The organism is Oceanisphaera sp. W20_SRM_FM3, assembly GCF_052119705.1.
Taxonomy (GTDB): domain Bacteria; phylum Pseudomonadota; class Gammaproteobacteria; order Enterobacterales; family Aeromonadaceae; genus Oceanimonas.
Window position 1 is genome coordinate 120,562 of sequence record NZ_JBGQOP010000007.1, and the last position, 22,869, is coordinate 143,430.

General features: G+C 50.0%; 12 protein-coding genes and 1 tRNA gene. 11 read left to right on the forward strand and 2 right to left on the reverse strand.

Annotated elements, in window-relative coordinates:
* The first annotated feature begins 14 nt into the window (after nucleotides 1-14).
* The 8 genes from rnhB to tilS all read left to right on the forward strand — a co-directional run bounded on the left by rnhB (nucleotide 15) and on the right by tilS (nucleotide 15,371).
* Nucleotides 15-626, forward strand: coding sequence for a ribonuclease HII (gene rnhB, locus ACEN2G_RS06085; RefSeq protein WP_442020582.1), 612 nt, complete (start codon nucleotides 15-17; stop codon nucleotides 624-626).
* On the forward strand, nucleotides 623-4,135 hold the full coding sequence (gene dnaE / locus ACEN2G_RS06090) for a DNA polymerase III subunit alpha (protein ID WP_442020583.1): 3,513 nt from the start codon (nucleotides 623-625) through the stop codon (nucleotides 4,133-4,135). The genes rnhB and dnaE overlap by 4 nt, the downstream gene beginning before the upstream one ends.
* Before the next feature lie 9 nt (nucleotides 4,136-4,144).
* A complete protein-coding gene (accA, locus tag ACEN2G_RS06095; protein ID WP_442020584.1) occupies nucleotides 4,145-5,095 on the forward strand; it encodes an acetyl-CoA carboxylase carboxyl transferase subunit alpha in 951 nt (316 codons plus the stop codon).
* Nucleotides 5,096-5,512: 417 nt separating this feature from the next.
* A complete protein-coding gene (locus ACEN2G_RS06100) occupies nucleotides 5,513-8,482 on the forward strand; it encodes a ligand-binding sensor domain-containing diguanylate cyclase (RefSeq protein ID WP_442020585.1) in 2,970 nt (989 codons plus the stop codon).
* Nucleotides 8,483-8,558: 76 nt separating this feature from the next.
* Complete coding sequence (locus tag ACEN2G_RS06105) at nucleotides 8,559-9,311, forward strand: M48 family metalloprotease (RefSeq protein ID WP_442020586.1); 753 nt, start codon at nucleotides 8,559-8,561, stop codon at nucleotides 9,309-9,311.
* Nucleotides 9,312-9,623: 312 nt separating this feature from the next.
* Nucleotides 9,624-12,707 carry a two-component regulator propeller domain-containing protein gene (locus ACEN2G_RS06110; protein WP_442020587.1) on the forward strand — a complete coding sequence of 1,028 codons (3,084 nt, stop codon included), beginning with the start codon at nucleotides 9,624-9,626 and terminating at the stop codon, nucleotides 12,705-12,707.
* A 132-nt stretch (nucleotides 12,708-12,839) separates the two neighbouring features.
* Entirely contained in the window at nucleotides 12,840-13,589 is a 750-nt protein-coding gene (locus tag ACEN2G_RS06115; RefSeq protein WP_442020588.1) for a M48 family metalloprotease, read from the forward strand.
* Between the two features lie 423 nt (nucleotides 13,590-14,012).
* Complete coding sequence (gene tilS / locus ACEN2G_RS06120; RefSeq protein ID WP_442020589.1) at nucleotides 14,013-15,371, forward strand: tRNA lysidine(34) synthetase TilS; 1,359 nt, start codon at nucleotides 14,013-14,015, stop codon at nucleotides 15,369-15,371.
* Between the two features lie 525 nt (nucleotides 15,372-15,896).
* Here the strand turns inward: tilS and xthA are convergent.
* A complete protein-coding gene (xthA, locus tag ACEN2G_RS06125) occupies nucleotides 15,897-16,703 on the reverse strand; it encodes an exodeoxyribonuclease III (protein WP_442020590.1) in 807 nt (268 codons plus the stop codon).
* A 506-nt stretch (nucleotides 16,704-17,209) separates the two neighbouring features.
* Here xthA and ACEN2G_RS06130 point away from each other — a divergent pair.
* Together ACEN2G_RS06130 and ACEN2G_RS06135 are read left to right on the forward strand one after the other, a co-directional pair.
* Nucleotides 17,210-18,283, forward strand: a complete 1,074-nt coding sequence (locus ACEN2G_RS06130) for an efflux RND transporter periplasmic adaptor subunit (protein WP_442020591.1) — start codon at nucleotides 17,210-17,212, stop codon at nucleotides 18,281-18,283.
* The gene (locus ACEN2G_RS06135; RefSeq protein ID WP_442020592.1) at nucleotides 18,270-21,407 is read left to right on the forward strand and encodes an efflux RND transporter permease subunit; all 3,138 of its coding nucleotides are present in this window, start codon (nucleotides 18,270-18,272) and stop codon (nucleotides 21,405-21,407) included. The genes ACEN2G_RS06130 and ACEN2G_RS06135 overlap by 14 nt, the downstream gene beginning before the upstream one ends.
* Before the next feature lie 568 nt (nucleotides 21,408-21,975).
* On the opposite strand, the gene ACEN2G_RS06140 is transcribed toward ACEN2G_RS06135, so the two are convergent.
* On the reverse strand, nucleotides 21,976-22,455 hold the full coding sequence (locus ACEN2G_RS06140; protein ID WP_442020593.1) for a VC2046/SO_2500 family protein: 480 nt from the start codon (nucleotides 22,453-22,455) through the stop codon (nucleotides 21,976-21,978).
* 122 nt (nucleotides 22,456-22,577) lie between these two features.
* On the opposite strand from ACEN2G_RS06140, the gene ACEN2G_RS06145 reads away from it, so the two are divergent.
* A tRNA-Tyr gene (locus tag ACEN2G_RS06145) sits at nucleotides 22,578-22,662 on the forward strand.
* The last annotated feature ends 207 nt before the right edge of the window (nucleotides 22,663-22,869 follow it).

Genomic DNA, 22,869 nt, shown 5'->3' on the forward strand with positions numbered 1-22,869 from the left:
CTGGCTGGAAATTCATGTTAGCAATAGAGTATCCCCAAGGCGTCTTGGTGGCTGGCGTCGATGAAGTGGGCCGAGGTCCTTTAGTGGGCGATGTGGTCACCGCCGCCGTTATCCTAGATCCTGCTCGTCCCATCCTAGGTCTTAATGACTCAAAAGCGCTCACCGATAAGAAGCGCCAATTATTGGCACCCTTAATACGTGAGCACGCACTTGCTTGGGCCATCGGTCGCTGCAGCCCTGCAGAGATTGATGAGCTGAATATCTTGCAGGCCACTATGCTCGCCATGAGCCGCGCCGTGGCGGCGCTGCATATTCAGCCAGGCTTTGTGTTTATCGATGGTAATCGTTGCCCCCAGTTGCCTATGCCATCTCAAGCCGTGGTAAAGGGCGACAGTTTAGTGGCCGAGATCAGTGCCGCCTCCATTTTAGCCAAGGTAGCCCGAGACCAAGAGATGATAGAACTCGATGCCCGCTATCCGGAATATGGCTTTGCCCAGCACAAGGGTTATCCGACCAAGGCGCACTTTGCCGCGCTGGCCGAGCATGGTGTACTACCCGAATATCGCCGTAGTTTTAAGCCGGTGGCTATCCAGTTAGCCTTGAGCGGCGGAGTGCTGCGTTCATGAGCGATGCGCCAACAGCCTTGAGCAACAAAGGAGCAGTCCTGAACCCGTCTTTCGTGCATCTGCGGGTGCATTCTGACTTTTCCATGGTCGATGGCGTGGCTAAAATTGGCGCCATTAACCAGCGCGCCCAAGAGCTGGGCTATCCGGCTTTAGCCTTGACTGATCAAATGAATATGTGTGGTCTGGTGCGCTTTTATGGCGATAGCCATCGCAAAGGCTTAAAGCCCGTCATAGGTACCGATATTTGGCTGCAAAGCGATGAGCTGGGTGATGAGTTATTTCGCCTGACCTTGCTGGCCATGAATAACATCGGCTATCAAAATATCACCCGCATTATTTCTGCCGCCTATGAACGCGGCCACGTGCAACACAGACCCTTAGTCGATAAAGCCTGGCTGGTTGAGTTTAATGAAGGTGTTATCGTGTTGTCGGGTGGTCGTGAAGGTGACGTGGGCACTAGCTTACTGAAAGGCAACGAAGCGCTGGTAAATGAATGCTTAGCCTTTTACCAAAACCACTTTGCCGATCGTTTTTATCTGGAATTACAGCGCACCGAGCGCATTGATGAAGAAACCTACCTGCATATGGCGGTGGACTTGGCCGCTCGCGCACAATTGCCGGTGGTCGCCACCAATGAGGTGGTATTTCTTGATAAGAGCGATTTTGACGCCCATGAGATTCGCGTCGCTATTCATGACGGCTTTACGCTGGACGATAAACGTCGACCACGCCTCTACAGCCCAGAGCAGTATTTAAAAAGCCCAGCCGAGATGGCAGAGCTGTTTAGTGATATTCCCGAGGCGCTGGAAAACAGCGTCGAGATTGCCAAGCGCTGTAACGTGACGGTGCGGCTAGATGAATATTTCTTGCCAGACTTTCCTACCGGCGACATGAGCATTGAAGACTTCTTGGTTAAATGCTCAGCTGAGGGCCTAGAAGACAGACTCAACTTCTTATTCCCCGACCCACAAGTGCGCGCGGAAAAGCGCCCCGAGTACGACGAGCGTTTGAAAATTGAGCTCGACGTGATCAATAAGATGGGCTTTCCCGGTTATTTCTTGATCGTGATGGAGTTTATCCAGTGGTCAAAAGATAACGGCATTCCAGTGGGGCCAGGCCGTGGCTCGGGCGCCGGATCCTTGGTGGCCTATGCGCTGAAGATCACGGACTTGGATCCTCTGGAATTCGACTTGCTGTTTGAGCGCTTCTTGAATCCAGAGCGGGTATCTATGCCCGACTTTGATATCGACTTTTGCATGGACCGCCGCGATGAGGTGATCGATCACGTGGCCGAGCTTTATGGTCGTGATGCGGTAAGCCAAATTATCACCTTCGGCACCATGGCGGCCAAGGCGGTGATCCGCGATGTAGGCCGGGTGCTGGGCCATCCTTATGGTTTCGTGGAGCGTATCTCTAAGCTTATTCCCCCTGAGCCGGGTATGACGCTGGCAAAAGCCTTCGAGATAGAGCCCAAGCTTCCGGAAATCTACGACCAAGACGAAGAAGTTAAGGCGCTCATAGACATGGCGCGTCAGCTTGAAGGCACCATACGTAATGCCGGTAAGCACGCCGGTGGTGTGGTAATCGCGCCCACGCGCATCACTGACTTTGCGCCTTTGTATTGCGATGAGCACGGTCAAAATCCGGTTACCCAGTTTGATAAAGATGATGTGGAAAAAGCGGGGCTGGTTAAGTTCGACTTCTTAGGTCTGCGCACTCTGACCATCATCGACTGGGCGCTGGCGATGATTAATCCCAAATTAGTCGCCCAAGGTAAACCCATTATCGATATCGCCGCCATCCCCATGGATGATCCAGCGTCGTTTAAAGTATTAAAGCGTCATGAGACTACGGCGGTATTCCAGCTCGAATCTCGTGGTATGAAAGACTTGGTTAAGCGCCTGCAGCCAGACTGTTTTGAAGACATGATAGCTTTAGTGGCGCTGTTTCGACCGGGACCTTTGCAGTCCGGCATGGTGGATAACTTTATCGACCGTAAGCACGGCCGTGAGGCGGTGTCTTATCCCGATGAAACCTGGCAGCACGAATCTCTAAAAGCCACGCTTGAGCCCACTTACGGCATCATTCTCTATCAAGAGCAGGTGATGCAAATTGCTCAGGTGCTGGCAGGTTACTCGCTCGGTGGTGCCGACTTATTACGCCGCGCCATGGGTAAGAAAAAGCCTGAAGAAATGGCCAAGCAGCGCGAAGGCTTCGAAGCCGGTGCCGTGGCTAATGGCATAGACGGCGAGTTGGCGATGAAAATCTTCGACTTGGTGGAAAAATTTGCCGGTTATGGTTTTAACAAATCTCACTCCGCCGCTTATGCCTTAGTTTCGTATCAAACCCTGTGGCTGAAAACCCATTATCCCGCGGAGTTTATGGCCGCGGTCATGACCGCCGATATGGACAACACCGATAAGGTCGTTACCCAAGTCGACGAGTGTCAGCGCATGGGCTTAACCTTGCTGCCGCCTGATGTAAACTCCGGTCTGTATCGCTTTACTGTGAACGAGCAGGGCGCCATCGTCTATGGCATAGGCGCGATTAAAGGCGTGGGCGAGGGGCCGATTGACTCGATTTTAGCGGCGCGAGTAGACGGGCCGTTTCGCGATTTATTCGACTTTTGTAATCGCGTTGACCTAAAAAAACTCAATAAAAGAGTCATGGAAAAGCTGGTGTTAGCTGGTGCCATGGATAGCCTAGGGCCGCACCGTGCCTCGCTTATGGCTACCTTGCCCGAAGCCATGAAGGCCGCCGAGCAACATGCGCGAGCCGAAGCGCTCGGCCAAAGCGATATGTTTGGGGTGTTAATAGAAGATGAGCACACTCAGCACGCTTTTGTGGAGGTGCCGCATTGGCCGGATAAAATCTGGCTCGATGGGGAGCGCGACACCCTAGGTTTATATTTAACCGGCCACCCGATTAATCAATACGCCAAAGAATTACGCCAATATACCAGCGGCCGATTGTGCGATTTACAGGCCACCAGCCGTGATAAAACCACGACCGCGGCGGGGTTGGTGATAGCGGCGCGGGTGATGACCACCAAGCGTGGCAACCGCATGGGCATCTTGACCATAGATGATAAATCCGCTCGACTGGACGTGACGCTGTTCTCCGATGCACTCGAACGCTATGAGTCTTTGCTAGAAAAGGATAAAATCCTCGTCATTAGTGGCCAAGTCAGTTTTGATGACTTTAATGGCGGCCTTAAGATGTCGGCACGGGAAGTGCTGGAAATGAGCGATGCCCGAGAGCGATTTGCTCGCGGTTTGGCGCTTAATATTAATCACAGCCAAATAGATACACAGTTTTTTAGCCAATTGTTGGAGATACTCAGCCCAGTGCGGGCGGGAGTGTGTCCGGTACGAGTCACTTATTATCGACCTGGAGCGCGGGCGCAGTTAATGCTTGGCACCGAGTGGCGGGTCACACCCACCGACGAGATGCTGGCATCACTTAAGCAACTGTTGGGTCCGGATAAAGTCGAACTACTTTTTGAATAAGAGGGGTCTATGAATCAACACTTTTTGGATTTTGAACAACCAATAGCCGAGCTGCAAGCTCAGATCGAAGAGCTGCGCCATGTAAATGAAGGCGATGCGGTGGATCTGGACGATGAAGTCAGCCGCTTAGAGGCTAAGCGCATAGAGCTGACCAAAAAAGTGTTCAGTAACTTAGGCTCATGGCAGATCTCGCAATTAGCGCGTCATCCGTCTCGCCCTCATACCTTGGATTACATAGAACACATTTTTGATGAGTTTGATGAATTAGCCGGTGATCGCGCCTATGCCGACGACAAAGCCATGGTGGGCGGTATTGCGCGTATCAATGGTCGCCCGGTCGTGGTGATTGGCCAGCAAAAAGGCCGTGAAACTAAAGAAAAAATTCGTCGTAACTTTGGTATGCCGCGCCCAGAAGGTTACCGTAAGGCCCTGCGCCTGATGGAAATGGCCGAGCGCTTCAATATGCCGATTTTAACCTTTATCGACACCCCAGGTGCCTACCCGGGTGTGGGTGCCGAAGAGCGCGGCCAGAGTGAAGCGATTGCGCGTAACTTAAAGGTGATGTCGGGTTTGAAAGTGCCAATCATCTGTACCGTAATTGGTGAAGGTGGCTCAGGTGGTGCCTTGGCCATTGGCGTGGGTGACCGTGTGAATATGATGCAATATTCAACCTATTCGGTTATCTCTCCTGAAGGCTGTGCGTCTATCTTATGGAAAAGCGCCGATAAAGCCTCGGTTGCTGCCGAAGCCATGGGCATTACCGCCAAACGTATACATGAGCTGAAATTAATCGATAGCATAGTGGAAGAGCCCATTGGTGGCGCCCACGGCAATCCGGTGTTAGCGGCTCAGTCTTTAAAAGCACGCTTACTGAGCGATTTGGCCGATTTGGATAAGCTAGATAAAGATAGCTTGTTAGAGCAGCGCTATCAGCGTTTGATGAGTTACGGTTATTGCTAAGCCGTCGCGCCCATCAATACTGAATCGTCATAAACTCGATTCGGTATATTAAATAAAAAGGCCCTGTAAAAGTTATTTTACAGGGCCTTTTTATTATATGTAATAATAAATTAATATAAGTGCTGCAATATAAATGTGTGTTCATTTTGCTAATAGAAATCTGGCAACTGCAATCCCCTATTAATAGTAGGTGTTTAATTCTTGTTTTGGGTTAGTTTAACGACGACACTTACTGTAAAACGTTGAGTTCTGAATTTATATATACCCAAAAGCTTGTTTATTAGCATAAAGTAGTTAATATTAGCGCTTTAAAATCCTCTTTCCTAAAATGCATATCTTTTTGATGTCGCATAACAATTAATCTGGCATAGCAATTTATTTGGCATAAAAAGCCGAGCTCATTATTAGTAAGTCGTCATGCTGTTAGTAAATGGTCATGCTGCTTACTACTTAACTCTTCAGTCAACATTGCGGGTGGTTATGTTATTTAATGGCATGCGTTATGCGAAGATGTACAACGTTATATTGATACTTTGCTTATTATTTAGCTCTTTTTTAATACAAGCCAAAACCACGGCCTTATCCCATTATTATCAAGATACCTGGACCACGCAGGATGGCTTGCCGAACAACACTATTCATAGCATTAATCAAACCGCAGAGGGTTATTTATGGTTTGCTACTTGGGAAGGTGTGGCCCGTTATAATGGCCATAATTTTCGGATATTTAGTAGTGGTGATGAAAGCGGCTTGCATGGTTCTGCGGTGCGCGGTTTAACGACGGACGATAAAGGGCTGTGGGTGGCGGGCGCTAAAGGTGGCCTGAGTTATTATCAAGATAATAACTGGTCACCACAACCCAAATTCAAGAGGATGCTCAATCAGGTATTAGTTGATAGCACTGAGTTATTATGGGTTGCTACTGATGGAGAAGGGCTTTATGCACGCCGCGGCAACACCATTATTGCTCACTTTGATCAAAACCAAGGCTTGCCCAGTGATTATGTTACTCGATTAGTAGAAGACAAAGCAGGGCGAATATGGGTCGGCACTAAGCAGGGCTTAGTGTGGATTAAAGATAATAAAGTACAGGCAGTGCCTGAACTAAGCGGCGTGCCAATATCAGCTTTATTATTAAATAAGCAAGGTCAGTTACTGATTGGTACTGCCGCCGGTTTATACCAAGCCGAGCAAACATTGGTGACCCAGATTTATCCAGAACTGGCCAATAATTCAATTACCAGCTTATTAGAAGATGACCAGCATCATCTTTGGCTAGGTACTGCCGAGCACGGGTTGTTGCGGATGAGTGAGCTTGGCCTTGAGCAACTCACAGTGGCACAAGGGCTGTCGGGAACACAGGTCATTTCTTTATTTCAAGACAGAGAACGCAGTATTTGGGTGGGTACTCATGCTGGGCTTATGCGACTGCGCGACGTGCCTTTTATTAGTTTTACTGAACAAGATGGCTTGGCGAGTAACTACGTGCGCACTGTGTTGGCACACAGTGATGGCTCGGTATGGGTAGGGGGCAGTGCAGGGCTGACTCAGATCAAAGATGAGCAATTTAACAGCCCTGCGCTCATCATGCCTGATGGGTTAGCGCCCTCGATTTCTAGTTTGGCCGAAGGCCCAAGTGGTGAGCTATGGCTAGGGACCTTTACCCACGGTTTGCTTCGGGTAGAGCGTGGCCAAGTGACCCACAGTTACAATATCACTGACGGTTTGTCTGCGAATGAGGTGCGCTCCTTAATTGTAGAGCCAGATGGTCATCACTGGCTGGGTACTTCTGCGGGCTTAAAGCGATTGATCAATGGTCGAATTGAACACTATGAGACGACCGAGCCGTTACTCAATGACTTTATATTAAGCCTGCATAAAGCGGTGAATGGTGATGTCTGGGTTGGCGCTCGCGAGGGCGCTGCAATTATTCGCGATGGCCAAGTCACACTGGTTGATCTTAGCAGTCTAGGCGATGTGGAATATGTGTTCGGTTTTCACTCAGAACCGAATGGCGAATACGTGTGGCTGACTACAGACATGGGCTTAATACGCTATCGCTATAAAGATCAAAGTTTAAGTCTGATAGGTAAAAAGCAAGGTCTACCGATAGATAAAATATTTGAGACCATTGAAGATAATAATGGCGATTTATGGCTGACCAGTAACTTAGGCATGACGCGTATTAGTCTTGCTGCGGCTCACAGAGTGGCGGATGGCGAGCAAGACAGTCTTAAATTTGAACAGTTTAATGAAAGAGATGGCATGGCGAGCAGCCAAACCCACGGCAGCTCAAGCCCGGGATTGATGCTGGATAAAAATGGCTATATTTGGGTGGCCACTGCGCGCGGCGTTACCCGCATGGCGCCTGAGCGCTTGGCTAAATTTTCGCACGCCAACTTACCCGTCATTCTTGAAGAGCTAAAGGTATCTGGGACAACCGTCCCCTTGCAGCCCGAGTTGGTGTTGCCGCCTGGCCGTGAACGGGTGCAGTTTCAGTTTGCAGGCCTTGGCTTTGTGATGCCTGAGCGTATTGAATACCGCACCTTACTCGAGGGCTTCGATGAAGACTGGGTGCTGCGTGGCGCTGAAAATAGAGCCGAATATACTAATTTGCCGCCGGGTGATTACGTGTTTCGGGTAGCGGCGGGGTATTCCTATAAAGACTGGGACGAGCAAGAAGCCCGTGTGAGTTTCACCGTATTACCCTTTATTTGGCAGCTGCCTTTTTTTTGGGGGATTATTGCAAGCTTAGCGCTAGTGTCGTTATGGTTGCTGTCGCGCTTGCGGTTACAACTATTGATCTCCCGCTCTCAAGAATTAGCGCGACAAGTCGCCGAAAAAACTCAAGAATTAGAATTTCAGGCTCAAGAGTTTGAACGTCAAGCTCGTATCGACAGTTTAACGGGGCTGCCCAATCGACGGGCTTTTGACGAAGGCTTAATCGCCGCCTTTGCGCGCGCCAAACGCTCGGGTAAACCCGTTACCTTAGTGGTGATTGACATCGATCATTTTAAACACGTGAATGACACTTGGTCTCATGGGGTTGGCGACCAAGTGCTTAAAATTGTTGGCAGCATTATTCGTAAAGAAGTTAGAGAAGTAGATTTGCCGGCGCGTTGGGGAGGCGAAGAATTCACTCTTTTATTAGCGGATACCTGCTTAACTGACGCTCAACCTATTTGTGAGCGCATACGCCTTGCGGTCATGAATCATGATTACAGCCATATAGACGCAAAATTTCGGCTAACCATTAGCTTAGGCTTAGCACAGAGTAATTATCTTATAGATCAAGATACGTTATTGGCTAATGCGGATTTGGCTCTTTATCAAGCTAAGCATTACGGGCGTAATCGGATAGTAGCCTTTACGGATATAAAAATTTGATATAGTGTTGCCCTGCTTAAAAATAATAAAATGCAATATATTTTCAAATTTTCTGTAATGCACGAGGATTAAAAAAATGAAAAAAACACTGCTAGCTGCCAGCATATTCACACTAGGCTTGAGCGGCTGTGTGTCTGACGAACATAGTCAGTTTTTAACTGCCGGCATGACCGCTTTTCAAGGAGTAACTTTATCTAAAAGCGAATTGCAGGCTAAGGCCAGTTTATCTGCTAAACAAATGGACAGCGAAAATAAGCTGGCACCCAAAGATAACAAATATAGCAAGCGTTTAGATAAGTTGACTGCGGGTTTGACTCAGGTTGATGGTACGCCATTAAACTTCCAAGTGTACTTGGCCGATGAGATTAACGCCTTTGCCATGCCTGATGGCACTGTTCGTGTGTATTCAGGCTTGATGGATGTGATGCATGACGACGAACTAGTGGCGGTTATCGGTCACGAAATTGGCCATATCAAATATGAGCATTCTTTAAGCCAGTTTAAAACGGCTTACTTGACTGCTGCGGCGCGTCAAGCTGCCACTGCCGTGGGTGGTAAAGCCGCTCAGTTAGCTTCTTCTGAATATGCGGATATGGGCGCTGAATTTATGTCTGCACAATTCTCACAAAAAGATGAATTGCAGTCCGACTTGTATGGCATTGAAATATTGTGCCAACAGAAAATGGATCCCTTTGCCGCAATGCGCGCCCAAGAAGTATTGCTTAAGCATTCAGGTAATGGCGGCGGTTTGTTTTCTAGCCACCCATCCAGCGCCGAGCGTATTGACCAAGCCAGAACCGCCGCCGCTAACGCGAATTGTGGTGCATAATAGTTTGAGTCTTAAGCTGCAGCACAGCGAAAATAAAGGCGCTTAGCCCTTCTTTATTCGCCTAAGCTTTTAACGCACAAAGCCGTCATTACGACGGCTTTTTTTGTTTTTATTGCATGGATTAAAAGTCTGAAATGCAGGTTTATGCGGTGAGCCTTAGCAAATTTAAGCACGCAGTTTATTCTGTGCTACTCTTTTGAGGCTAATTATTGCCTTGGTCAAGCTGAGCTTGTTAACTGAGCCTTGGCTTATGAATAATAAAGAACATTCGAGTTGCCACCTTAAGTCTACGTTGACGGATTATATTCACGGATGAAATATTTACTTGGCAAGCGGCATGCTGCTAACAAACACGCGCAGGCTCACCGGCCGCCTTGTTTATCAAAGCCTGCCTGCTTTTCGGCGCTTATGCTGCGGGTGATTTTGCTACCTGTGTTTATGATGCCTGTGTTTATGATAGGGGTGATTGGCGGCTTGTGCGCCCTGTCTGCCCCTGCGATTGCGGCTGCTCAAGTGCCACTGGCGCATTATTTTCAAGACCACTGGACCACCCGAGACGGCCTACCGCACAACACCATTAATGCTATTACTCAAACCTCTGAAGGATATTTGTGGTTTGCCACTTGGGAAGGTGCTGCACGCTATAACGGCCGAGAATTTCGGGTTTTCACTCGAGGTGACGAAACCGGTTTGCCTGACTCAGGGATACGAGGCCTAACGTTAGACGGTGAAGGTATGCTGGCGGTCGGCGCTCGCGGCGGTTTAAGCCGTTATCAACATCAAACCTGGACTGCGCACCCTACTGCCAGCGCCATGATCAATCATGTGTTGCGCGATAAAGAAGGGCGCTTGTGGTTGGCTAGTGAAGGTGATGGCATTTATGTGCGCGAAGGTGATCGCACAGTGGCACATTTTGATGAGAGCAGTGGTTTACCCAGTAACGCTGTGTCGCGCTTAGTACAAGATAACGCAGGCCGAGTATGGGCAGGCACAGCACTGGGTGTGGTATGGATTGCTAATAACCAAGTACACAAGGTGAGTGCGCTACCTCACATACCTGTCTTTTCTTTATTACTCGATAATCAAGGCCGGGTGCTGATTGGCTCAGAGCAAGGGCTGTATGCCACCGAACCTGTGCCGCATCAGGCGGATCAGGCACAGAATGGTGAGGTCAAGGTGGTGGCGCTTTATCCTGAATTAGTCACCGAGTCCATTCTCAGCTTGCTGCAAGATAATAAGCACAACCTTTGGTTGGGCACGACTGATCGGGGCTTGATACGAATTAGCCCACAGGGACTAGAGCGCTTAGAGGTGGCACAAGGGCTGCCCGAGCAAAGAGTGGTCTCGCTGTTTCAAGATAATGAAGACAGTATTTGGGTGGGCACCAATGGTGGCTTGATGCGTTTACGCGATGTGCCTTTTACCACAGTGACCGAAGAGCAAGGGTTGGCGGGCAACTATGTGCGTAGCGTGTTGGCACACAGTGATGGCTCTGTGTGGGTGGGGAGCAGTACTGGGCTTACACACATTAAAGATAATGTGGCCCGCACCCTAGCCTTGGTGATGCCAGATGGCAGTACGCCTTCTGTGTTGAGCTTGGCCGAAGGCAACGCCGGTGAGCTGTGGGTCGGCACCTTCACCCATGGGTTGCTGCATCTCGTGAATGGTCAGTTAATGAACCTATACAGCAGAGCTGATGGCTTGGCTGCCAATGAAGTGCGCGCGATTTTACCGGGTAAAGATGGCGATATTTGGGTGGGCACGGCTGCAGGCTTGAGCCGCTTACATGGCAAGCGCTTTCATCATTATGGCGTTAAAGACGGTTTGCCGGGCGAGTTCATTATGAATTTGCACCAAGCGGTAAATGGCGATATTTGGGTTGGCACGGGTGTTGGGGCGGCCATTATTAATGAGCAGGGTATTAGGCCTGTGTACCTGAATAGCCAAGATGATGCGGAATATGCTTTTGGTTTTTATTCTGAGCCCGATGGTCAGCACGTGTGGCTAGGCACAGACCGCGGCTTGCTGCGTTATCGCTATGCGGATGCCAGCTTGGCGATAGTGGGTAAAAAGCACGGTCTACCAATAGAGAAAATTTTTCAGCCGCTCGCTGATGATCACGATGGCCTGTGGTTAACCACCAATGGCGGCGTGATCCGGCTTGAGCTTAGTGAGGCGCATCAGGTTGCGGATGGCTTGCGTACCCAGCTGGCCTTCGAGCATTTTGGTGAGGGTGATGGCATGGCGAGCAGCCAAGCCAACGGTGGATCTGGCCCTGCCGCCACGGTAACCAAGGACGGTGAAATCTGGGTTGCGACAGCGCTTGGCGTAACGCGCGTGCAGCCCAAACCTCAGCCTGAGGCGGGAAAAATTCAGTTGCCCGTGGTGTTTGAGTCGGTAGAAGTGGCAGGGGAGCCTAAGTCTATTCGCTCTGATATTGTGCTGGCGCCGGGCAGTGGTCGGCTATCTATTCATTACTCTGGCCTAGGCTTTGTGCTGCCAGAACGCATTCGCTATCGCACTCGTTTAGAGGGATTTGAGGACGATTGGATCTTACGCAACCAGCAAAAGCTGGTGGAATACACCAACTTACCGCCAGGGGATTATGTGTTTCGGGTGGCGGCGGCTTATCCCTTTGATGAGTGGGGACTGCATGAAGCCAGCCTTAATCTAACCGTGTTGCCTTTTATCTGGCAACGCCCCTTGTTCTGGCTCTTGCTGGGTACGCTAGTGCTGTTTATTTTATGGTCATTGATGCGCTTACGATTGCGATTACTTAAGGTGCAAGCGGCGAACTTAGAGCGTCAAGTCTTTGAAAAAACGCGCGAGTTACAATTACAGGCCCAAGCGTTTGCCTTGCAAGCCAGTGAAGATGCGCTGACGAGACTGCCGAACCGCCGCGCCTTTGACCACGCTTTGCAAGAAGCCTTAGCCCGTATGCAGCGCAGCCACTTGCCGTTCCACTTATTGGTCATAGATGTGGATCACTTTAAGCAGGTTAACGACCGCCATTCCCATGCGGTGGGAGATAAAGTACTGCAAATACTGGCGGATATTTTGCGCCAACAAGTCCGACTCACGGATGTGCCCGCACGATGGGGAGGCGAAGAGTTCACCATATTGCTGCCCGAAACCGATCTCAATACCAGCTTGCAGATTGCCGAGCGCGTGCGCTTGGCGGTGCAGCATTATGATTATGCCCAGATAGCCCCTGATTTCTGTTTAACCATCAGTGTGGGCTTGGCTCAGGCTAAGGCGGGGATGGAGGGAACCCAACTGCTTGCCAATGCCGATCAGGCCTTGTATCAAGCCAAGCATGAGGGGCGAAATAGAGTGGTCGTGTTTGGTGCGGCCAAAAATACAGCCGAAAATCCACTAGCAAGCGTGTCGGCATAAGCGAGGGTATAAGTGCAGGTATAAGTGCAGGTATAAGCGCTGACATAAAGTGCCAATGCTAATGATTGATTGACGACCACGTCGTTTTGCTCTTTGATACAGTCTCTGTGATACGCAAAGGGTTAATGAAAGATGAAGAAAACACTGTTTGCTGCCAGCATGCTGGCCATGGGCTTAAGTGGCTGTGTGGCCGACGACGGCGGCCAATTGCTGGGGGCCGGTTTAACCGCGTTTCAAGGTCTGAGCATTAGCAAGCCTGAACTGCAAGCTCAGGCCAGCTTAGCGGCACAAAAAATGGATGCCGAGAACAAGTTGGCGCCCGCCAATAATGCCTATAGCCAACGCTTAGCCAAGATAACGCGCGGTTTGAGCCAAATTGATGGCACGCCGCTAAACTATGGCGTTTATTTAGATAAAGAAATTAACGCCTTCGCCATGCCTGATGGCACGGTGCGCGTTTATTCTGGTCTGATGGACGTGATGAAAGACGACGAGCTGATGGCGGTGATCGGTCACGAAATCGCGCACATTAAATATGAACACTCCCTAAGCCAATTTAAAACCGCTTACTTAACCGCTGCTGCTCGCCAAGCCGCGTCGGCAGCCGGTGGCACTATAGGTGCGCTGGCGTCTTCTGATTATGCGGAGCTGGGTAGCCAGTTTATGGGCGCTCAGTTCTCACAAAAAGATGAACTGCAAGCCGACGTCTATGGCGTAGAAGTGTTATGCCAGCAGGGCATGGATCCTTATGCCGCTATGCGCGCCCAGCAAATTTTGCTGCAAAATTCCGGTAATGGTGGTGGCTTATTCTCTAGCCACCCTGCCAGTGATAAGCGCATCGAATTAGTGCGCGATGCCGCCGCCAATGCTAGCTGCCGTTGATAAGCAGGTGAGGCGTGAAGGGTGAAGAGTGAGGCGTGAAGGGTATGAGATAAGACCCAACAGCCAGCCTTAAGCTTGAAGTGGTAAGATAAACACCGGATCCCAGATCCGGTGTTTTTGTTATAGCACGACTAAGTAATGCTGCGATACTAGCGTGGATTTTGCCGTAGCTTGCGCTTAAAGATGTAAGATTTTTTCGCCACGGAATCCACGGAAGCACACGGACAAGAACGAATTCAAAAACGACGAGTGACTAGGCAGAACAGGGTTTTACCCTCTAGAAGCCTCTTTCGCTCTGATCACTATTTTTTCGTGGGTTTTGTGGATTCCGTGGCAAAGTAATTTTTAGTCGCTAATCTTGGCTCTTTCTTTAGCTGGTAGCTACTTGCAGCTGAAAAATGACTGATTCTTTAAAGGTTTATCATGGATCTCTACCCTATTTTTTGCCGCCAGCTGCGTGATTTAACGCCGACTCATTCTTTGGTGGTGGCTTTTAGTGGCGGGCTGGATTCTACCGTCTTGTTGGCATTGGCGGCACGGTTTGCTAAAGAGCGTGGCATTAATGTTCGCGCAGTGCACATTGCTCATGGCTTGCAAGATGCTGCCAAGGGCTGGCCGGCACATTGTGCGCAGGTGGCTAAAGACTTAGGTGTGAGTTGTGAAACCGTGGCGGTGCAGGTAGCGCTTGGCCCCAGAGTGAGCTTAGAGGCGGCGGCCAGAAAAGCCCGTTATCTGGCCTTAAGTGCGGCCATGAGCCCGAATGATATTTTATTGACCGGCCATCATCTGGACGATCAGGCAGAAACCTTGTTGCTGGCCCTAAAACGCGGCGCCGGCATTCAAGGCTTGGCGGCTATGCCGGAGCGTAAATTTTTTGGACCCCAGCCGCATCACCAGCAATGGCGGCCGCTGTTATCTTGCTCCCGTCAGTCATTGGAAATCTATGCCAAGGCGCAAGGCTTAAGCTGGATAGAAGATCCCAGTAATAGCGATGACAAGTTTGATCGTAACTTCTTGCGTAACCGTATTTTCCCTCAGTTACTGGCGCAATGGCCCTCGTTTAATGAGACGGCGGCGCGCAGTGCCGAGCTGTGCGCCGAGCAACTGCAGTTAGGCTTAGAGCTGGCCGAGCAGGATTTACCAAACCTAAAAAATAACAGCGGCGGCCTTGAGATTGCCGGCTTGCAGGCACTGAGCGTGGCGCGCCGTCATAATGTGTTGCGCCATTGGTTGCAGTTGCAGCACTTGCATCCTAGCCGCGCTCAATTACAGGCTATCTGGCAAGAAGTGGCGCTGGCGCGAACGGATGCGACGCCTGAAGTGCGACTTGGCGAGTCGCGAATTTGTCGTTATCAAGGCGCGCTCTATGTGCCTAAACATACTGGCCTGCCCATTGCGTTATTACAGTTAAAAACAGATCTTTGGCAAGACGCAGGAGTAGGGCAGCTGCGCCTGAGTTGGGTTGAGCAAGAGGCGGATTTAATCGCTGAACTGGATATTAGCCAGTTGCAGTTGAGCTTTAATATCAGCGGCCTAAGAGCCCAGCCCCAAGGGCGTGCCGGCTCGCGGCCATTGAAGAAACTCTGGCAGGAATATGCGGTGCCCACCTGGCTGCGCGCTCAAATGCCGTTGCTGTTGTTAAAGGAGAAAGAGTTAATAGGTCAAGAGCCCCAAGGCCAAGCGTTAATCGCTATCCCCGGATTATTCGTCAGCCAAGCCTTTACGGCCCAGCCAAACCAAGCAGGCTGGCGCTTAGAATGGAAAACCCAGCCGGAAGTTTGAAGCCGAGAGCGGGAAGACCAGTGATAAGATTTTTGCCACGGAATCCACAGCTCTCTATTTCAAATAAGCACAGAAAAATTAAGATAAGACGGAAGAAAAGGGCTGGATTGCCGCTGCGCTCGCAAAGACAGCGGAGGACTTAATGATAACATTCTGTCGTTGCGAGGAGTGCAACGACGCGGCAATCCATGGTTGTTGTGAGTGTTGAATTTTGAGTGCGGAGTGAAAAAACTGGATTGCCGCGCTGCACTCGCAAAGACAGCAAGATCGACGAGTAACATGAGCTTTTATGGTAAGGGTTCATCTTATGAAAACGGGGATGCTTGACCCTTACCCAGTAAGTTTCTTTCACTTTCAGATCTAATCTCTATTTTTTCGTGTTCTTCTGTGGATTCCGTGGCAAAAATAGCGCTTTGGCTTATAAAAAGCCGTCATCACGAAGCAAGTTCGGTATGACGGCTATGTAGTTTTGACTTTCGGCTTCTAGCTTCTAGCTTCTAGCTTCTAGCTTATCGCTTCCAGCTTTTATGCAAACGTCGCCCAAATAGGCGCGTGATCCGAGGGCTTATCGATGCCGCGCAGTTCGTAATCGATGCCGGTTTCTACTAGCTGTTCGATTAAGGGCCGTGTGGCCAGCACCAAGTCGATGCGCAGGCCGCGGTTATCATCGAAGCCACGGCTGCGATAATCAAACCACGAATATTGCTCGGTTTGGTTCGGGTTTTGTAAGCGCCAAGTATCGGTTAAACCCCAGCTTAATAGGCGCTCCATCCATTCCCGCTCTTCCGGTAAAAATGAGCACTTACCATCGCGCAACCAACGTTTACGGTTAGGCTCGCCAATGCCAATATCTAAATCCGTGTGCGAGATATTCACATCTCCCATCACTATTACCGCTTGCTCTGGGGTGTGATACTCGGTGAGGTAAGCTTGCAAGTCTTCATAAAAACGCGCCTTGGCCGGAAACTTAGTCTCGTGCTTGCGGTTTTCACCCTGCGGAAAATAGCCATTTAAGATGGTGATTTCGCTGCCATCGGGGCGGGCGAAGCGGCACATGATCATGCGCCGCTGGGCATCTTCTTCATCACCGGGAAAGCCTTTGCGCACCTCAAGTGGGGTTTGTTTACACAACATGGCCACGCCGTAATGGGCTTTTTGACCGTGAAAGTACACCTGATAGCCCATGGCTTCGACGGCCTCTATGGGAAAAGCTTCATCGTGCACCTTAATTTCTTGCAGGCCGATCACGTCTGGCTGGTGTTTGTCGATAATGGCCTGCAATTGATGCAAACGTGCCCTAAGGCCATTGATATTAAAGGAGATAACTTTCATAGCTGTGTATGCCCAATATTAAAGCCAAGAGTAAAGGCGATGTTAAATGCAAGAGTAATGCGAAGGTCACACTGAGATAACCAGAGGCACCATCTTAGCGTGTGCAGCGAGAAGGGTGAAGAGTAAGTTCGGCGCCGATCGCTATCTTTGCCCTTACTAATAAAAGCCCTTTCTGCAGCGAAATCCGCCAAACCCACTAAAAAATTAATATAAGAGAACATATTGCTAATGGTAAGACTAAGGCAACACACAAAATCGCCCGACGATGTTGCTCTCTCCCTGCAAAATTTCTTTTTAGATCTAATCCCTATTTTTTTGTGGGTTTAGTGGGGTTCGTTGCGAAAAAGTCTCTAGCCGCTAGCCCTGAAGGTTTGGTTTTGAGCCAGACGCTTGGTACTGGCGCTGTTTTATGTCACAGCTTGTCACATTTTGCAGCCTACCAGACATAGTTTGCAGGCTCGAACGAGGTACACTAGGGCGAGCTTTGTATAAGGAAAAAGAAAAGCATGGAATATAAGAATAATAACTTGGCTGGGTTAGGCGCTTTATGTAGCACTTTATTTAGTACTCTTTTGAGTGCCTTATTGGGCATAGTGGTATTTTTTTCCCCCTTAACTCAAGCCCAATATAAAGCCGTGGTCACCACGGCCGACGTCACCGAGCAGCCGGTCATGGCCAGCATAGCGCTAGTGGGCACCTTAAAAGCCAAGCAACAGGTGGCCATAGCACCGCAAGTGAGCGCTCGCGTGATGCAGGTGCATTTTGAGTCTGGCCAAACGGTCAAAAAAGGCGAGATTTTACTGAGCCTAGATGACAGGGCGGCCCAGGCGCAGGTACAAGAAGCACGAGCCGCACTGCTGGACGCGCAGCGCATTTTCAAAAACTATAACGCCCTGTTACAGCGTCAAGCCGTCACCCAAGCCGAGCTTGATGGCCAAAAAGCCGCGGTGGCCTTGGCTGAGGCCCAGTTAGCGGCGGCGCGTGTGCAAGTCTCTTATCTCACCCTGCATGCGCCTTTTAGTGGTGTGATGGGCTTGAGCGATGTGGCGTCCGGCGCCTTGTTAGCAGCCAATGAGCCGGTGGCGGACTTATTAGATATCAGTCAATTAAAGCTGGATGTGCCGCTGCCGGAAAAATATATCAGTGCGGTAAAAGTGGGCGAGACGCTCACCGCCTTTAGCGATGCTTACGGCGAGCAGCCTTTTAGCGGCAAGTTGGCGGTGATGGCACCCAGTGTGAACAGCGAAAATTTAAATACCACTGTGCGTTTGCTGTTTGATAATTCGTTGCCTGATAAGCAGTTGGTGCCCGGCATGCTGATGCGAGTCTCGCTGACCATAGATAACAGTGTGCAATTGGCGATTCCGGTGCAAAGCCTGCTTTACGCTGGCCAACAGCGTTATGTGTATGTGGTAGACGGCGAAAACAAAGTGAGCCGCCGTGATGTGACTATTGGCCGCAATATGGGCGAGCAGGTCACCATAGTGGATGGCCTTAAGGCCGGCGAGCGGGTGATAAGCGCCGGTGCCGTAAAAGTGCGAGAGGGCAGTGTGGTTGAGGTATTAGATGAAACTCTCTGATCTCTCGATTGCTAGACCGGTACTGGCCACTGTCGTTAGCTTAATGTTATGCGTGTTTGGTTTGATCTCTTTCTTAGAATTGCCGTTAAGGGAAATGCCCGACACCACCTCACCCGTGGTCACGGTGCGCACCACCTACACGGGGGCCAGTGCCGCCGTGTTAGAAGTGCAAGTGACCAAGCGTTTGGAAGATGAGTTGTCGGGCATCAGTGATGTGAAATACATCAGCTCCAGCACTACAGACGGTAACTCCAGTATCACCATCGAATTTGATCCCGTCCGCGACTTAGACAGCGCCGCCAGTGATGTGCGCGAAGCCGTGGCGCGCGCCTCGCGTAATCTGCCAGAAGATGCAGATGCGCCCATAGTCACCAAAGACACGGGGCGCAATGATGTGATCTTGTGGATAACCTTGCGCTCTACTGGCATGTCGCCATTGGCTATGGGCGACTATGCAGAAAACGTGCTAGCGGATCGCTTTAGTCTGCTCGATGGCGTGAGCTCGGTTATTGTGGGCGGGCGCAAAGAGCGAGTGATGAATATTCGCCTCGATCCCGTCGCCATGGCGGCGCGCGGCATTACTGTGGCCGATATTCGTGCCGCACTGCGCTCACAAAACGTGGAGCTACCCGCCGGCGTGCTGGAAAACAATCAGCAGAATTACGCCACCCGTATTCAGCGCAGCTTCGAAGAGGCGGTTAACTTTCAGCGTCTAAGCATTCGCCGTATTGACTCAGATAACCGCATTTATTTATCTGATGTGGCCGAGGTGTGGGAGGGCGAGAAGCCGGAAGACACCTTGTTTCGCTCTAATGGCCAAAACGTGGTGGGGCTTGGCATAGTCAAACAAAGCCAAGCCAATACCTTGGACGTGGTGAACGGCGTAAAAAAGGCCATTTTGGCCCAGCAGCCGTTTTTACCCGAGGGCACAGAGCTTACCTGGACCTTCGACAGCTCTGTGTTTATCGACAGCGCCATCGACGAGGTTTATCGAACGTTGCTGATCACAGTCGGCTTGGTGGTGTTGGTAATTTATATTTTCTTAGGGCAAATGCGCGCCACCTTAATACCGGCCATTACCGTGCCCGTGTCATTGATCAGCGCTTTTATTGCCGCCTATGCCTTGGGTTATTCGGTAAACCTGATCACGCTAATGGCGTTGATCATGGCCATAGGGCTGGTGGTGGATGACGCCATAGTGGTGCTGGAAAATATTTATCATCATCTGGAGCGCGGCCGCTCGCCCTTGGCTGCGGCCTATTATGGCACCCGCGAAGTGGGCTTTGCGGTGATTGCCACCACGCTCACCTTAGTAGCGGTATTTGTACCCATCATCTTTATGGGCGGCATTATTGGGCGAATTTTTACTGAATTTGCGGTCTTGTTATCGGCGGCTGTGCTGTTTTCATCCATAGTGGCCCTTACGTTAAGCCCAGTAATGAGTGTGAAAATATTAAAGCCCAATCAAGCGCCCAGTCGTTTGGCTCTGTACTTTAATGCTGGCTTTGCCAAGCTGGAGCGTGGTTATAAACGCTTACTTAATAAGGGCTTAAGTCAAAATAATGGCCAAGGTGAGCTTGAAGGTAAGAGCAAGCGCCCTTGGTGGGCACCGCTAGTGATGGTGGTGGCGGTGGGCTTTACCGCTTGGCTACTGAGCCAAATTCCACAAAGCCTGACGCCTAAAGAAGACCGCGGTTCGATATTTGTGATGGTGCGCGGCGCCGAAGGGGCCAGCTTTGAGCGCATGAGCCTCGCCATGGGTGAGGTTGAGCAACGATTGAATCCATTACTTGCAGAAGGCATCGCCACTAATTTAACGGTGCGCACCCCAGGGTTTGGCGGTGGCGTGAACAGCGGCATGGTGATCATCAGCCTAGAAAAATGGGACCAACGTGAGGCATCTGCCGAGCAAGTGGTCAATCGTATTCGAGGTCTTACTCGCGACGTAGCCGATGTATTGGTGATCCCGATTATGCCTTCATCCATTCGTGGCGGCTCCAGCTCGCCGGTGGAGTTTGTGATAACCGGCAGTGATTACGATGAGCTTTACCTGTGGGCCGAGCAATTACGAGGGCTGGCGCAAGCTAATCTCGGCTTAAGTGATTTAGATTTGGACTACGCACCCACTAAACCGGAATTGCTGGTGGAGGTGGATCAAGTACGCGCCGCTAAGCTGGGTATTTCGGTGACCGAGGTTGCCGACAGCCTTAATGTGCTATTGGGCGGCCAAGCCATTACCACCTATGAGCGCCAAGGCGAAGAATACGATGTGTATTTAAAAGGTCAGCAAGAGGTGTTTAACCAGCTTAGCGACTTGGGCGGCATTTATTTGCGCAGCGGCCAAGACGAATTAATCTCGCTCGATAATCTGGTGCGTTTAAATGAGCAGGGCACGTCGGCATCGCTTAATCATTACAACCGCAAGAAGGCCATTACCTTGAGCGCTAACTTGGTGGGTAATTATAGCTTGGGTGAGGCGCTGGATTATTTAGATGGGCTAGTGCGAGACAACTTGCCCGATAACGCCATCGCCGATTATAAAGGCGAGTCGCTGGAATATAAGAATAACCAAAGTGATGTGACCTTCGTGTTTGGCTTGGCATTGGTGGTGGTGTTTTTAATTTTAGCGGCGCAATTTGAGAGCTTTATTCATCCCTTTATCGTGCTGCTTACCGTCCCGCTCGGGCTGGTGGGCGGTTTATTAGGCTTGTATTTTGCCGATATGAGCCTAAATGCCTATAGCCAAATTGCCATGGTAATGCTGATTGGGTTAGTCACCAAAAACGGCATCTTGATCGTGGAATTTGCTAACCAGCTACGGGATCGCGGCCTGCCCTTTGATGAAGCCGTGACCGAAGCTGCGGTACGGCGTTTGCGGCCCATTTTGATGACCGCCTTCACCACTATTATTGGCGCTATTCCGCTGATTATAGCCAGTGGCGCTGGCGCCGAAAGTCGCCAAACCGTAGGGGTAGTGGTGTTTACCGGCGTATCGCTCGCCACCTTGCTCACGCTATTTATTGTGCCAGCCATGTATCGCTTACTGGCGCGCAATACTCAGTCCCCCGAGCATCAAGCTCGCTTATTAGCAGAAGCGCTGGAAGAGACGGTGAAGAGTAAATAATAGCGCCGAGTGCCCGGCGCCTAGCACTAAGAAAATAAAGAGCTAAAGACTTTTGCAACGAAATCCACCAAACCAGCTAAAAAATTACCTGATTACTTATAAACCTTAGCCAGTATGCTGCCTTATTTAGGTTTTTGTAGCTGCCAACTTGTTTATAAACAGAAGGTTTCGGCAGGCCAGCTTTGCTGGCAATTTTTAAATAAAAACATAAAACCGTGGCGAAGTCCTCTTCGCCGAAGAGACGGCCACCTACGTTGTAACCCATTGAATCTATTGATGCTGAAGTCACTGAAACATAGCTGAACTTTGTGGGTAATCAGGAAAAATTAATATGGGATAAGAGTGACAAGGGATTTTTATTGGTAAGGGCCAAGCCAAGCAAAAGAGACAGTCAACTAAGTACTAAATATATCGGCTGGATGGAACGGATCTTTGTTCTATGTCGTCCCCTTCACTCTTTACGCTTCACCTAAAACAGGATCTTTAAGGTGTTATCTCTACTTTTTTGCGGATTTAGTGGATTTCGTTGCCAAAAGAGTTTGGTTTTAGCTGGCGCCTAGCGCTGTCTTTAAGCCATCGCTTTTACGGACTCGATGATCGATAACATGCGGCTGGCGTCTTGCGGGAGATAGGGGTTGAGTTGCTCACCGTTAAAGCGAGCTTGAGTGCGCGGGCTTAAATTGCTGCTAACTTCATAAGGCAGTACGTCTGGGCTCACGCGCAGCGGCTCAGCACGCATGGCTAACATTAAGCGCAGGCTATCTTGCTGTAAGCCCGTCGCCAAGGCGGAGAGCTGGGGGGCTCTTATGTTGTCTTGCTCATCTGAGTACATGGGGTTGGTTGTGGGCAGGTCAAAAAACTGGCGCCAGTTAATTTGCCCTTGTTCGTCTTTGTCGGCTTCGATGCGCGGTAAATCTCGCGCATCGTCTGACAGCAAGGCCAATAACAAGCCGAAATCGCTACGGCGGCCCTCAGAGACCGCTGTGTTAAGGCGGTCTCCGAGTTGGCTGTCGTTAACGAGTAGCGTGTTATGGATGTCTGTCAGCATAAATAAGTGTAAATAATAGGCGTTTGATTAGTTATCGGCAGCAAAGCGCATTTAATTAGCAAAAAATTGGGCCTAGGGGTTCACAAACGTAATTCTTTTGGTAATATGCGCAGCACAAGTGTGGAGGAGTTCCCGAGTGGCTAAAGGGATCAGACTGTAAATCTGACGGCTCAGCCTTCGCTGGTTCGAATCCAGCCTCCTCCACCATCTATTAGAAATGGTGTGAGCAATAAACACACTGTGGGTATTAGTTATTAAAAGTTAATCGGTTAAAAATGCATAAGCTAAATTTTAACCGATTAATAATTAGTTATCACATTTAAACTATCAGTTTTAATGTGGAGGAGTTCCCGAGTGGCTAAAGGGATCAGACTGTAAATCTGACGGCTCAGCCTTCGCTGGTTCGAATCCAGC